Raw genomic sequence first — 13685 nt, forward strand, 5'->3', positions numbered from 1 at the left:
GCCGTGCGGGGTCAGCCCAGGTGTCCCCCGGCGGGCACACCCGCTTCGACGGGCGCGGCGGTCCGCGGCTCCGGGTCCGCCTCCCCGCCGCGGGCCACGATCCGGGACGTGTCGTGGGTGGCGCGGTCCAGGAGGCCGGCGACGACGGCGACGGCGAGGCCGAGGGCGGCCAGGACGGCGCCGACCAGGGTCGGGGAGGTCCAGCCCCAGCCGGCCGCCAGGGCCAGGCCGCCGACCCAGGCGCCGCCGGCGTTGGCGAGGTTGAAGGCGGACTGGTTGGAGGCGGCGGCCAGGGTCGGGGCCTGCTGGGCCTTGTTCATGACCAGCATCTGGAGGGGCGTGGTGGTCAGGAAGCCGACCGCGCCGATCACGACGACGGTGACCAGGGCCGCCCATTTCACCTGGGCGGTGAAGTGGAAGGCGGTCAGGACGAGGGCCAGGGCGGCCAGCGAGCCGTACAGGGTCGGGCGCAGCGCCCGGTCGGTGAGTGGGCCCGCGGCGAGCGCGCCGAGGGTCATACCGATGCCGAAGAGGGCGAGGACCAGCGGGACCGAGCCCGGCGCGAAGCCGGTGACCTCGGTCATCATCGACGCGAGGTAGCTGTAGACGGCGAAGATCCCGGCGAAGCCGAAGACGGTGGTCAGGAGGCCGAGGAGCACCTGACGGTTGCCCAGCGCCCGCAGCTCGCGCCCCAGGCCACTGCGTTCCTCGGCCGGCAGCGGGGGGATCAGCCGGGCGAGGGAGGCCATCGCCACCAGGCCGATGGCGGCCACGATGAGGAACGTGGAACGCCAGCCGAGCTGCTGGCCGAGGAGGGTCGCGGCGGGGACGCCGATGATGTTGGCGATGGTCAGGCCGAGGAACATCGTGGCGACCGCGCGGGCCTGCCGGCCCTCGCGCACCAGCCGGGCGGCGACCACCGCGCCGACGCCGAAGAACGCACCGTGCGGGAGACCGGCCAGCAGCCGGCCGGCGATCAGCAGCCCGAAGGTGGGAGCCAGGGCCGAGGCGAGGTTGCCGACCGTGAAGACGCCCATCAGCAGGACCAGCATCCGCTTGCGCGGGATCCGGGAGCCGAGGGCGGTCAGGAGCGGGGCGCCTATGACGACGCCGAGGGCGTAGGCGGAGACGAGGTAGCCGGCGGTGGGCACGGAGGTGCCCAGATCGTCCGCGACGTTGGGCAGCAGGCCCATCATCACGAATTCCGTGGTGCCGATACCGAAGGCCGAGATCGCGAGCGCGAGCAGAGCCAAGGGCATGAAAGACCTTTCAAGGGTTGTGCGTGCGGGCGGGCAGGCACGCAGTCAGCGGACCGTAAGCTTTTTAAGTTTACTTACGGAACAAAGTCTCTCAGGCCCAGTATTCCGGCGCGCGAACGGGGCGTGACAAGCCCGCGTCAGATCTTCACCGACGCGGCGACCGGGAGATGGTCACTGCCGGTCGACGGCATCACCCAGGCCTTGACCGGGTCCATCCCCTTCATCATGATCTGGTCGATCCGGGCCATCGGGAACGCCGCCGGCCAGCTGAAGCCGAAGCCGTCGCCCGCCGCGCCCTGGGCGGAGCGCATCTGGGAGGTGACCGGGGCCAGCGAGCGGTCGTTCATCGTGCCGTTGAGGTCACCGAGCAGCATGACCTTCTTCACCGGGTCGGCGGCGATCGCCTCGCCCAGCGCCTCGGCGCTGCCGTCACGCTGATTGGCGGTGAAGCCCGCCTCGACCTTGACCCGTACCGACGGCAGATGCGCGACATAGACGGCGAACTTCTGGCCGTCGGCGGCGGTGACGGTGGCGCGCAGCGCGCGGGTCCAGCCCATCTTGATGTCGACCGGTGCCGCGTCGGACAGCGGGCGCTTGCTCCACAGACCGACGGTGCCCTGCACCGTGTGGTACGGGTACGCCTTCGCCAGCCCCTGCTGGTAGGTCGGCAGCGCGGCGCCGGTCAGCTCCTCCAGGGCCACCACATCGGCGCCGGCTGCCACGATGTCCCGGGCGGTGGCCGCCGGGTCGGGGTTGTCGGCGTTGACATTGTGCGTGGCGACGGTGAGATTGCCGCCGGTGCCGGCCTTGTCGGTGATCTGACCGGCGAAGAGATTGAGCCAGGCGAAGACCGGCAGCACCAGCGCGATGAGCGCGGTCGCCGAGCGGCGCAGCACCGCGATGACGAGCAGCAGCGGGACGGCCAGCCCCAGCCACGGCAGGAAGGTCTCCAGCAGACTGCCCAGATTTCCCACGGCGTTGGGGATCTGGGCGTGCAGAAGCATCAGCAGCCCGAGGAGTACGGCGAGCACCGCGAGCACGATGCCGCGCCGCCACATCCCGTCCGGACGCCACCAGTTCCGCAGGCGTTCGGCCCGGGAACCGGCCCGCGTGGGGTCCTGCCCCTGTCCCGGCTCCGTCATGTATGCCTGCGCCATTCCGTTGTCCTCACTGCCTTGCTCCGGTGCGCCTCACCTGTGGTCCTCGACCCTAGGCGATGGTCCGTAATGCGCTTTCTTAGAACTGAGGACGGCGCGGTGGCGGGTCGGGGTTCCGGTCCTGGGGTTCGTGACAACGGCTGTGACAGAACGGGCATGGTCCGGTCATATGGCGTCCGGCCGGGTGGCGGGTGCCGCACGCCCCAACACGCCGGAGCGGACACGGTGTTCAGCCCGCCGCGCTTTCCGCCCGGGGCCGTACGCCTTCCAGGACCATGTCGACGATGTCCTCGGCGAGCCCCTCGGGGAGTTCTTTCCACTCGTGGAGGAGGGCGCGGGCCAGCATCGGGCCGATGAAGAGGTCGGCGAGGGTTTCCAGATCGTGGTCGGCGCGGATCTCGCCGTTCGCCACACCCCGCCGCAGCACGGCGAGCAGCGCCTCGTGGCGGGCCCGTACGACGGCGTTGTGGTACTCCGCCCACAGCTCGGGCTGCGCCTGGACATGGCTGACGACGGTGCGCAGCAGCGCGGAGCTGCGCTTGGCCAGTCCGCGCCGGCGCAGGAATTCCAGCAGTGCGACCAGGTCGTCGCGTACCGAGTCGCCGGCCGGCGGCGGGCCCTGGACGTCCAGCGACCGCATGACGTCGAGCATCAGCGCGCTCTTGCCGGACCAGCGGCGGTAGATGGTGGCCTTGCCGACGCCGGCCTCGCGGGCGATGCGCTCCATGGACAACTCGCCTATGGAGACACCGTTCTCGATCAGCCGCAGCACGGCCTCGATGATGGCGGAGTCGGCCGCGGCGCTGCGCGGCCGGCCGCGGCGCTCGGCGGCCACCGGACCCGGCCCCGCCTCGGCCGCCGCCACCTCGGAGTCCTCCGCCGCCCCGCTCATCGCTCCACGCCCGCCCTTCGCTCCTCCCGCGGCTCCGCAGACCGCGGCGTCGGCCCCATTTTGCCGGGCAGGAATGCCAGGACCACCACGGCACCGATCAACGAGACGGCGGCCGAGCCGATGGCGGTGACGTGTATGGCGTGGAGGAAGGCCCCGTCGGCGGCGGCGACCAGCGGACGGCCGGCCGGGCCCATCCGGTCCGCGAGGCCGAGGGTCGCCTCGATGGACTCGCCGGCCGCGTGCCGGGCGGCGGCCGGCACACCCGGCACGCGCTCCAGTGCGTCCTGGATGCCGTCGCGGTAGGTGGTGGACAGCAGCGAGCCGAGGACGGCGACGCCGAGGGTGCCGCCGACCTGCCGGAAGACGTTGTTGAGCGCCGAGCCGGAGCCGGCCTTCTCAAGCGGCAGCGACTGCATGATCGCGACGGTGACCGGCGGCGTGATGTGCGCCATGGCGGCGCCCTCCAGGAAGAACAGCACCTCCATGACCCAGATCGGGGTTTCGGTGTCCAGCAGCAGCAGTCCCACCATGGTGGCGGCCACCATCACCATGCTGAAGGTGCACACCGCGCGGGCGCCGTAGCGGTCCACGGCGAGCCGGGCCCTCGGCGCGAAGATCATCTGTGCCACGGCCAGCGGCAGGATCAGCAGACCGGCCTCCAGCGGGCTGTAGCCGCGCACGCTCTGGACGTAGAAGACGATGAAGAACGTGACACCCATGAGGGCGAAGAAAGCCAGGGCGATGGCGGCGATCGCGGCGGAGAAGGCGGGCTTGCGGAAGTAGCCGATGTCGATCGACGGATGGTCGCTGCGCTTTTGGTGCACCACGAACCCGGCGAGCACCACCAGGCCGCCCGCGATCGCGCCGGCCACCTGCGGGTCGGCGAAGTCGGCGAGCTGGCCGCTCTTGATGATCCCGTAGACCAGCAGGACCAGGCCGACGACCGACAGCAGCACCCCGCCCGGGTCCATCCGGCCGGGGCTGGGGTCCTTGGAGTCGGGCACCAGGATCAGCATCGCGGCCAGGGCGAGCAGCACGATCGGGACGTTGATGAGGAAGACCGAGCCCCACCAGAAGCGGTCGAGCAGCAGCCCGCCGGCGATCGGGCCGATCGCGATGGCCAGGCCCACGCCGCCGGCCCAGATGCCGATCGCCCTGGGCTGCTCCTCGCGTTCGAAGACGTTCATCAGGATGGCGAGGGTGGCCGGCATGACGAAGGCGCCGCCCAGGCCCATGACGGCGCGGAAGGCGATCAGCTGGGCGGGCGACGCGGAGACCGCGGCGAGCACCGATCCGGCGCCGAACACCGCCAGGCCGAAGAGCAGCACCTTCTTGCGGCCCAGGCGGTCGCCGAGCAGGCCGGAGGTGAACAGCAGCCCGGCGAAGACCAGGGTGTAGGAGTTGATCGCCCACTCCAGCTCACTCTGGGTGGCACCGAGGCCGGCGGGGATCGGCGTGGCGATCGTCTTCATGGCGACGTTCAGGATGGAGTTGTCCAGCACCACGATCAGCAGGCTGAGCATGAGGGTGTACAGGATCGCCCAGCGGCGGCGGTGGATGCGCTCGGGTACGTGCCGGGCGGCTGGTTCGCCCGCAGCGGTGGACGAGGGGGGTGAGGTGGCCATGGCGGCACCATAGACGCTTTATCGATACGGACCCGTTCCGTATCGATGAAGACTCGGCCGAGTCCCCCGCCGCACCGGCAAACGGGTGAACCGCGCCGCCCTCCCCCACCGGTCTGCCCGCCGGCACCCCGCCCATGAATGCGCGCGCCTCGGCCACTTACCCCTCCTCCCCTTTTCCTTTGCGCACGGGCCGTGCCAGCATGGAGGGGAGTCCGGGGACGCCGTCAGGGTGCCTCGAGATGATGAACAGGAGCCGTCACCATGACGCAGCTTTCGCCTGCCCAGAAGTCTGTGCCGAAGACGCTGTACGGGGGCACGAGTTCGCGCCGGATCACCGTCCGCGACATCGCCGCCGCCAAGGAGCGCGGCGAGAAGTGGCCGATGCTCACCGCCTACGACGCGATGACCGCCTCCGTCTTCGACGAGGCCGGGATCCCCGTACTGCTCGTCGGCGACTCGATGGGCAACTGTCACCTCGGCTACGAAACGACCGTGCCGGTCACCATGGACGAGATCGCCATCCTGGCCGCGGCGGTCGTGCGGGGCACCAAGCGCACCCTGGTCGTCGGCGATCTGCCCTTCGGCGCGTACCAGGAAGGGCCGGTCCAGGCGCTGCGCAACGCCACCCGGCTGGTCAAGGAAGCGGGAGTGGGCGCCGTCAAGCTGGAGGGCGGTGAGCGCTCGGCCGACCAGGTGGAGCTGCTGGTCTCGTCCGGTATTCCGGTGATGGCGCATGTCGGGCTGACCCCGCAGTCGGTCAACGCCTTCGGCGGCTACCCCGTCCAGGGCCGCGGCGAGGAGGCCGCCCAGCAGCTGCTGCGGGACGCGAAGGCCGTGCAGGACGCGGGCGCGTTCGCGGTCGTCCTGGAGGCCGTGCCGGCCGAGCTGGCCGCCGAGGTCACCCGTTCGCTGCACATCCCGACCGTCGGCATCGGCGCGGGCCTGGACTGCGACGCCCAGGTGCTGGTGTGGACCGACATGGCCGGCATGACCGCCGGCCGGGTGCCGAAGTTCGTCAAGCAGTACCTCCAGCTGCGTGAGCTGCTCGGCGGCGCGGCCAAGGCCTTCGCCGAGGACGTCATCGGCGGCACGTTCCCGGCCGAGGAGCACACCTTCCACTAGGCGGCACCTTGCGGCGGGCTCGCCGGCGGAGCGGGCCCGCCTGCGAAGCGGCTCGTCGGCAAAGCGGCTCGTCGGCAGAGCGACCCCTCAGCGGCGGCCGGAACACACCGTTCCGGCCGCCGTTGCACAGGCGGGCCGACGGGCCTGTCGGTCGTATCGGTGGCGCTGTCGGTCGTATCGGTGGCCCTGTCGGTGGCCTGTCGGTGCGTTGTCGGTGGCGGCTGGCACCTTTGGGGGCATGACGCGACAGACGATAACCACCAGGGGCGGAAACGCCGTGGAGGTGCGCGGTCTGGTCAAGCACTTCGGCGACGTCAAGGCTGTCGACGGGGTGGACCTGGACGTGAAGGAAGGCACCGTACTCGGCGTGCTCGGCCCCAATGGCGCCGGCAAGACGACGCTCGTACGCTGCCTGTCCACCCTCCTGGTGCCAGACGCCGGCAGCGCCGTCGTGGCCGGCTTCGATGTGGTGCGCCAGCCCCGCGCACTGCGCCGCACGATAGGCCTGACCGGGCAGTACGCCTCGGTCGACGAAAAGCTCTCCGGCTGGGAGAACCTCTACATGATCGGGCGACTGCTCGATCTGTCCCGCAAGGACGCCCGCGGCCGCGCGGACGAGATGCTGGAGCGGTTCTCGCTGACCGAGGCCGCCAAGCGGCCCGCGGCCAAGTACTCCGGCGGTATGCGCCGCCGGCTCGACCTCGCCGCCTCGATGATCGGCCAGCCGGCGGTCCTCTATCTGGACGAGCCGACCACCGGCCTGGACCCCCGCACCCGTAACGAGGTGTGGGAGGAGGTCCAGCGGATGGTGCGCGAGGGCGCCACGGTCCTGCTGACCACGCAGTACATGGAAGAGGCCGAGCAGCTGGCCGACGAGCTGACGGTGATCGACCGCGGCCGGGTGATCGCCGAGGGCCGGGTCGACGAGCTGAAGGCCAAGGTCGGCGGGCGGACGCTGCAGATCCGGCCGTCGGAGCCCGGAGAGCTGGACCGGATGGTGGGCGCCATCGCGCAGGCCGGTCTGGACGGCATCGCGGGTGCCACCGCTGACCACGACGGGGGTGTGGTCAACGTACCGATCATCAGCGATGAGCAGCTGACCGCGGTGGTCAGCGTGCTCGGCCAGCGGGGCTTCTCGCTCGCCGGGATCAGCACCCATCTGCCCAGCCTGGACGAGGTGTTCCTGGCCATCACGGGCCAGAAGACCTCCGAGGCCGGCGCGCCCGAGGACGACATGGACCAGCAGTACGCGGAGGTATCGGCATGAGTGCCGCAACGATGACGGCGCCGCTCGCCAAGCCCGGCGCCGACGAGGGCCGGATCGGGCTGCGCGCCAATCTGCGGCATATCGGGGCGCTGGTGCGGCGCAACGCCCTGCAGATCAAGCAGGACCCGGAGTCGATGTTCGACGCCCTGCTGATGCCCATCATCTTCATCCTGCTGTTCGTGTACGTCTTCGGCGGCGCGATGTTCGGCCCGGGCAACCAACAGAAGTATGTCCAGTATCTGGTGCCCGGCATGATGGCGATGATGGGCATGAACATCGCCATGGCGGTGGGCACGGGCGTCAACGAGGACTTCCGCAAGGGCGTCATGGACCGCTTCCGGACCATGCCGATAGCCCGGTCCTCGGTCCTGATAGCCAAGATCGTCGTCGAGGTCGGCCGGATGCTGATCGCCACCGCGATCCTGCTCGGTATGGGCTTTCTGCTGGGCCTGAAGATCGAGGGCGGCATCCCCGCGTTCCTCGGCGCGATCGCGCTGTCCACGGTCTTCGGCGCCGCCCTGATGTGGATCTTCATCCTGCTGGGGCTCGCGCTGAAGACTCCGCAGGCGGTGCAGGGCATGGCGATGTTGGTGCTGATGCCGCTCCAGTTCGGCTCGTCGATCTTCGCGCCGACGAAGACGATGCCCGGCTGGCTGAAGGGGTTCACCAGCGTCAACCCGCTCTCCAACCTCGCGGACGCGGCCCGCGCCCTGATCAAGGGCCAAGGCGCGGTGGCACACCCGACGCTGATCACCCTGGCCTGGGCGGTCGCCATCACGGCCATCACCATGCCGCTCGCGGTCCGCAAGTTCCGCAACAAGACCTGACGCGCCCGGGGCCCGGGGCCCCGGGAGTGACAGCCTTCGCCCGGCTCGCGTCAGATGAGGGCGGTGGCCTCTTCGAGGGAGAGACCACCGCCTTCGGCGTACCCGGCTTCGTACGTGGCATCGCCGACCAGCGCCCGCGCGGCCGCCTCGGTACGGGTCCGGTCGTCGCGGATGATCAGCGCCGGGACGTGGCTGGTCGCCCGCAGCGCGTCGTACGCACCTACCAGACGCGCCGCGTCCCGGCCCCCCGACTCGCCCCGTACGGCCATCAACACCCGTGCACCGGTGAGGAGTTGGACCACCGGCAGATCCGGGGCGACCATCTGGGCCAGGGAGTCCTGCATCAGCTCCATGGCCGCCCGGAACCTCGGCAGCAGGCCCTCGCTGTGTCCCTCTTCCAGATCCAGTGAGATCAGCGACGACTCCAGCAGCCCGGCGAACAGATCCGGGGGCCGCGGGGTGAACAGCTCCTGCACCGTGTGCAGTTCCGCGCGCGCCTCCTGCAGCCGCCCCGTCATCGTCAGCCGCATCGCCAGCATCATCCGCGCGAACGGCTCGGTGTCCCGGCCGCTGTTGCCCTTAGCGGCATCGGCCAGCACCTCGCGCAGCATCCGCTCGCCGGTCTCCGCCTGGCCGTCCTCGATCAGCACCGAGCCCAGCCGGCAGCGCAGCAGCAGAGTCTGGCCGTGCGCACCCAGCTCCTCGGCGTGCACCATCGCGGCCCGGTAGTCGCGCGCCGCGAGCGCGTACTCACCGCGCTTCTCATGGGTTTCGCCGCGCCCCGACAGCGCCTCGGCGGCCCCCCAGGCGTCGCCGAGCCGCAGGAAGATCCGCAGCGCCTCGTCGGCGTCGCTGCCCGCCTGCGCCAGCCCGCCGCGGAGATCGTTGTAGATCTTGGAGCGCAGTTGCAGGATGTAGGCCAGCTCCCACTCGTAGCCGAAGTCGCGGCAGGCGCGCACCGCGCTGTCGACGAGCTCCGCCAGTTCCTCGAACCGCCCGGTGAGCAGCACCGCGTAGTACCACAGCACCCCGGGCACCTTGCAGGTCTGGGGCATACCGATGCGGTAGACGGCGAGCATCCCGGCCAGCTCCTCCTGCAGCTGGGGATGGCGCAGCGCCTCGATATCGCTGTCCATGCTGGAGAGCGCGACCAGCCGGACCCCGCGGCGGGCCTCCGCCAGCTGCTCGGGGTCCATCGGCGGTGGCCTGTCGATGGGCTGCTCGGGCAGATCGGGGGCCGGTTCGAGGGGCGGCAGGAAGGGGTTGGGGCCGAGCGTCCCGGCCGCCGTCGCCCAGTGGCGGGCCTCGTTGCGGTGATCGCGCAGCGACCAGAACCACTGCAGGGACAGCACCAGACACAGCACCTCGTGCTCGTCGCGGGCGGCGAGGGCGCGGCGCAGCGCGGTGCGCAGATTGTCGTGCTCCAGCTCCAGCCGGTCCATACAGGGGCGCTGGCCGGGCCCGCGCAGCAACGGGTCGGAGGTACGGGCCAGTTCGCGGTAGGCGACGAGATGGCGGCGCTCGGCAGCGGCCCGCTCGCCCGCCTCGTCCAGCCGCTCGGCGGCGTACTCCCCCACCGTCTCCAGGAGCCGGTAGCGCATCTGTCGGTCCGGCGCCGGTGCCGCCACCACCAGCGACTTGTCGATCAGTGAGCCGAGCAGCCCGGCCACCTCGCGCCCGTCGACGCCGTCGCCCGCGCACACCTCTTCCGCCGCGGCCAGATCGCAGCCGCCGGCGAAGACGGACAGCCGGCGCAGCACGGCCCGTTCGGGCTCGTCGGTCAGGTCCCAGGACCAGTCCACCACCGCGCGCAGCGTCTGCTGCCGGGGCAGCAGGGTCCGGCTGCCGCTGGTCAGCAGCCGGAAACGGTCGTCGAGCCGGTCGGCGAGCTGCCGCGGCGCGAGCAACCGCAGCCGGGCGGCGGCGAGTTCGACGGCGAGCGGCAGCCCGTCCAGCCGGCGGCAGATCTCGGTGCAGGCCGCTGCGGTTTCCTCGTCGGCGTCGATCCGGAAGCCGGGGCTGGCGGCGGCCCCGCGGTCGGCGAGCAGCCGCAGCGCGACCGGGTCGGGCAGCGGCCCGACCGGCCGCAGCACCTCGCCCGGTACGGCCAGCGGCTCGCGGCTGGTGGCCAGCACCGTTACGCCGGGGCAGTCGGCCAGCAGCCGCTCGGCGAGCTCGGCGGCGGCGCCGATCACATGCTCGCAGTTGTCGAGGACGAGCAGCATCCGGCGTCCCCCACAGTGCTCGGCGAGCCGGGCGAGCGGGTCCAGGGCGGTCGGGTCGGCGGCGGCGCGCAGCCCCTCGGCGGTGGTGCCGCGGACGACGGTCTCACGGGCGCCGAGCGCGGTCAGCACCGCCTCGGGCACGGTCTGCGGATCGTCCACCGGCGCCAGCTCCGCCAGCCATACGCCGTGCGGCCAGGCGTCCGGCAGCGCGGCCGCAGCGGCCTCGGCGCCCTCCTGCGACAGCCGCGTCTTGCCGGCGCCGCCGGGGCCCAGCAGCGTCACCAGCCGGTGCTCGGCCAGATCGGCGCGGAGCGCCGCCAGATCGGCGTCCCGCCCGACGAACGAGGTGAGCCGGGCGCGGAGGTTTCCGGGGCGGGCGGGGACGGCGGGGGCCGCGGGGGCGGAGCCGTGCGGTGGCTGCGCGGCGTGGGGGTCGTACGGGGCGTGCGGGGCGTATGCGCTCGCGGTGTGGTGCGCGGCGGGGACGGCGGCCGTGGCACCGGCCGAGGTCGGCGGAGGAGGCGGCGAGAGCTCAGGAACCGGCCGCAGCAGCTCCGCGTGCAGGGCGCGCAGCTCGGGGCCCGGGTCGGCGCCGAGGCGGTCGGCGAGGCCGGTGCGTATCTCCTCGTAGGCCGCCAGCGCCTCCGCCGTACGGCCCGCGGCGCGCAGCGCACGCAGCCGCAGGGCCTGGAAGGACTCGTCGAGGGGGTGGGCCTGGCACAGCGCGAGCAGGGTGGGCAGCGCCTGGGCGGCCCGGCCGAGCACGAGGTCGGCGGCGAGACGGGTGCGCTGGGCGTCCAACCGGCGGCTTTCGGCACGCGCCGCCTCGGCGCCCGCGTCCGGGAGGTCGGCGAGGGCCGGGCCGCGCCAGAGCGCCAGCGCATCGTCGAGCAGGGCGGCGGCGCGGGCCGGGTCCGCGTCGGTGAGCGCCCGGCCGCCCTCCGCCACGAGCCGTTCGAAGCGGTGCAGATCGACCGCGTCGGGCTCGGCGCACAGCCGGTAGCCGCCGTCGGCCGAGGCGACCGCGGTGTGGCCCAGGGCACGGCGCAGCCGGCCGACCAGCGCCTGCAGCGCACCGGCCGCGTCGGCGGGCGGGTCCATGCCCCAGATGTCGGCGATCAGCACGTCCGGGGACAGCGCCCGGCCGGGGCGCAGCGCGAGGGCGGCGAGCAGCGCGCGCAGGCGTGCGCCGCCGAGGGCGACGGGGGTGCCGTCGGCCCGGTCGGCCTGGGTGGTGCCGAGAATTCCGTAACGCACCGGGTCATTGTCGTCCAAGGCCGGAACTCCGGGGCCACCGCGCTTCGTTTCGCGGACGACGGGCCGGGGAGGGGTCCGTGAACGAGCCCGTTCAGGGGGACCCGTGCGCCGGCCGCCGTACCGCGGTTACGGTCATGGCTGCCCTTCACGCGACCCTCGGGAGCCCGCACCATGACCACAGCAATCCGGAGCGCCGACCGACGCGTCAGTCCGGTCTTTCTCGCGCTCGTCGCCGTCCTGGCCGTGTCGGGGTGGGCCGTGTGGAGCGGGACGCTCGCGGCGAACACCGGTTTCGCGGTGTTCTTGTTCGTGGTGTCCGGCTGGGTGGTGTCGCTGTGTCTGCACGAGTACGCCCACGCCCGCACCGCACTCCACAGCGGCGACATCTCGGTGGAGGCCAAGGGCTATCTGACGCTGAACCCGCTGAAGTACACCCATGCGCTGCTGAGCATCGTGCTGCCGGTGATCTTCGTGATCATGGGCGGGATCGGGCTGCCGGGCGGCGCGGTGTTCATCGAGCGCGGGCGGATCCAGGGGCGCTGGCGGCACAGTCTGATCTCGGCGGCGGGGCCGCTGACCAACATCCTGTTCGCGGCGGTGTGCACGGCCCCGTTCTGGCTGCACGGCCTGGACGGCGTACCGGCTCCGTTCCGCTTCGCGCTGGCGTTCCTCGCGCTGCTCCAGGTGACCGCCGCGCTCTTGAACTTCGTGCCGGTGCCGGGGCTGGACGGCTACGGCGTGATCGAGCCGTGGCTGTCGCTGAAGCTGCGGCGGCAGGTGGAGCCGTTCGCGCCGTTCGGGCTGCTGGCGGTCTTCGGGCTGCTGTGGGTGCCGGAGATCAACCATGTGTTCTTCGAGCTGGTGGATGCGATCCTGCGCGGCCTCGGCGTCTCGCCGCTCGACAGCTACTTCGGCCAGGAGTTCTTCCGCTTCTGGCAGGGCGAACCGCAGATTTCGCAGGTCAGCGGCGTGATCTAGGGCGTGTCCGGGAGGTTCAGCCGGCCGCGTTCGCCTGCTGCGTCCGCTCCAGCTTCGCCTTGCGCAGATAGAACCACGCCATGTTGCTGGAGACACCGGCCAGCAGGATCCAGACGATGCCGATGAAGCTGCCCTCCACGAACGAGACAACGGCTGCGGCTACCGCGAGGACGCACACCAGAAGTGCAAGGACGGCAAGGCGGGGCATGGGATCGGCTCCTGTGTCAGGGTCGGGCAATCCCTCCCAGTGTCCCCCATGTCCCGCCCGCGCCGGGCAGCGGTCCGTCCGGTCGGCGGTACCCGGCGCCCGGACCGCCGGCCCCGCCGCCCGTCTCAGACGTCGGTGACCCGCAGGCCCGCGTGCGCCTTGTAGCGCCGGTTGACCGAGATCAGATTGGCGACCAGCGACTCGACCTGGTGGGCGTTGCGCAGCCGGCCGGCGAAGACACCGCGCATACCGGGGATACGGGCGGCCAGCGCCTGGACCAGGTCGGTGTCGGCGCGGGACTCGCCCAGCACCATCACATCGGTGTCGATCTGCTCGACCTGAGGGTCCTGGAGCAGCACCGCGGACAGGTGGTGGAAGGCGGCGGTGACCCGGGACTCGGGCAGCAGGACGGCGGCCTGCTCGGCGGCGCTGCCCTCCTCGGGCTTGAGCGCGTAGGCGCCCTTCTTGTCGAAGCCGACCGGGTTGACGCAGTCGATGACGAGCTTGCCGGCCAGCTCCTCGCGGAGCGCCTGGAGGGTCTTGGCGTGACCTTCCCAGGGCACGGCGATGATCACGACATCGCTGCGCCGGGCGCATTCGGCGTTCTCCGCGCCCTCGATGCCCAGGCCGAGTTCGTCGGCGGCGGTCTGCGCCCGCTCGGCGGCCCGGGAGCCGATGATCACCTTCTGGCCGGCCCTGGCGAGCCGGTAGGCCAGGCCGCGGCCCTGGTCGCCGGTGCCGCCGAGGACGCCGACCACCAGGCCGGAGACGTCCGGGAGGTCCCAGGGGTCACGCTTGAGGGCGGCCTTCACACGGGTCGCGACGTTTTCGGACTGGGCAGCGTCAGGAGTAGTCATGACAGCGATCC

The 13685-nt window shown here is 71.9% G+C and carries 11 protein-coding genes; 4 read left to right on the forward strand and 7 right to left on the reverse strand.

Annotated elements, in window-relative coordinates; translation table 11 throughout:
* Window positions 1-11 precede the first annotated feature (11 nt).
* The 4 genes from KI385_RS13815 to KI385_RS13830 form a co-directional block, all read right to left on the reverse strand.
* On the reverse strand, window positions 12-1259 hold the full coding sequence (locus KI385_RS13815) for an MFS transporter (RefSeq protein ID WP_238572499.1): 1248 nt from the start codon (window positions 1257-1259) through the stop codon (window positions 12-14).
* Between the two features lie 137 nt (window positions 1260-1396).
* Window positions 1397-2401: an endonuclease/exonuclease/phosphatase family protein gene (locus tag KI385_RS13820; protein ID WP_425357073.1), complete on the reverse strand. Its 1005-nt coding sequence runs from the start codon at window positions 2399-2401 to the stop codon at window positions 1397-1399.
* A gap of 244 nt (window positions 2402-2645) precedes the next feature.
* Window positions 2646-3308 (reverse strand): TetR/AcrR family transcriptional regulator, encoded by a 663-nt coding sequence (locus tag KI385_RS13825; RefSeq protein ID WP_238572501.1) that lies wholly within the window; start codon window positions 3306-3308, stop codon window positions 2646-2648.
* Window positions 3305-4933, reverse strand: coding sequence for an MFS transporter (locus KI385_RS13830; RefSeq protein ID WP_238572502.1), 1629 nt, complete (start codon window positions 4931-4933; stop codon window positions 3305-3307). Before KI385_RS13830 ends, KI385_RS13825 begins: the two co-directional genes overlap by 4 nt.
* Window positions 4934-5194: 261 nt before the next feature.
* Here KI385_RS13830 and panB point away from each other — a divergent pair, with 261 nt between their 5' ends.
* The 3 genes from panB to KI385_RS13845 all read left to right on the forward strand — a co-directional run bounded on the left by panB (window position 5195) and on the right by KI385_RS13845 (window position 8149).
* On the forward strand, window positions 5195-6055 hold the full coding sequence (panB, locus tag KI385_RS13835) for a 3-methyl-2-oxobutanoate hydroxymethyltransferase (protein WP_128510134.1): 861 nt from the start codon (window positions 5195-5197) through the stop codon (window positions 6053-6055).
* A 238-nt stretch (window positions 6056-6293) separates the two neighbouring features.
* On the forward strand, window positions 6294-7322 hold the full coding sequence (locus KI385_RS13840; protein ID WP_238572503.1) for an ATP-binding cassette domain-containing protein: 1029 nt from the start codon (window positions 6294-6296) through the stop codon (window positions 7320-7322).
* Entirely contained in the window at window positions 7319-8149 is an 831-nt protein-coding gene (locus KI385_RS13845; RefSeq protein ID WP_238572504.1) for an ABC transporter permease, read from the forward strand. Before KI385_RS13840 ends, KI385_RS13845 begins: the two co-directional genes overlap by 4 nt.
* Window positions 8150-8199: 50 nt before the next feature.
* On the opposite strand, the gene KI385_RS13850 is transcribed toward KI385_RS13845, so the two are convergent.
* Window positions 8200-11649 carry an AfsR/SARP family transcriptional regulator gene (locus KI385_RS13850; RefSeq protein WP_238572505.1) on the reverse strand — a complete coding sequence of 1150 codons (3450 nt, stop codon included), beginning with the start codon at window positions 11647-11649 and terminating at the stop codon, window positions 8200-8202.
* A 153-nt stretch (window positions 11650-11802) separates the two neighbouring features.
* Here KI385_RS13850 and KI385_RS13855 point away from each other — a divergent pair, with 153 nt between their 5' ends.
* Window positions 11803-12609, forward strand: coding sequence for a site-2 protease family protein (locus KI385_RS13855; protein ID WP_238572506.1), 807 nt, complete (start codon window positions 11803-11805; stop codon window positions 12607-12609).
* A 16-nt stretch (window positions 12610-12625) separates the two neighbouring features.
* On the opposite strand, the gene KI385_RS13860 is transcribed toward KI385_RS13855, so the two are convergent.
* Window positions 12626-12817, reverse strand: coding sequence for a hypothetical protein (locus KI385_RS13860; RefSeq protein ID WP_128510129.1), 192 nt, complete (start codon window positions 12815-12817; stop codon window positions 12626-12628).
* 125 nt (window positions 12818-12942) lie between these two features.
* Window positions 12943-13674 (reverse strand): NADPH-dependent F420 reductase, encoded by a 732-nt coding sequence (npdG, locus tag KI385_RS13865; protein WP_238572507.1) that lies wholly within the window; start codon window positions 13672-13674, stop codon window positions 12943-12945.
* Window positions 13675-13685 lie beyond the last annotated feature (11 nt).

Source organism: Streptomyces inhibens, from assembly GCF_022221585.1.
GTDB classification, from domain to species: domain Bacteria; phylum Actinomycetota; class Actinomycetes; order Streptomycetales; family Streptomycetaceae; genus Streptomyces; species Streptomyces inhibens.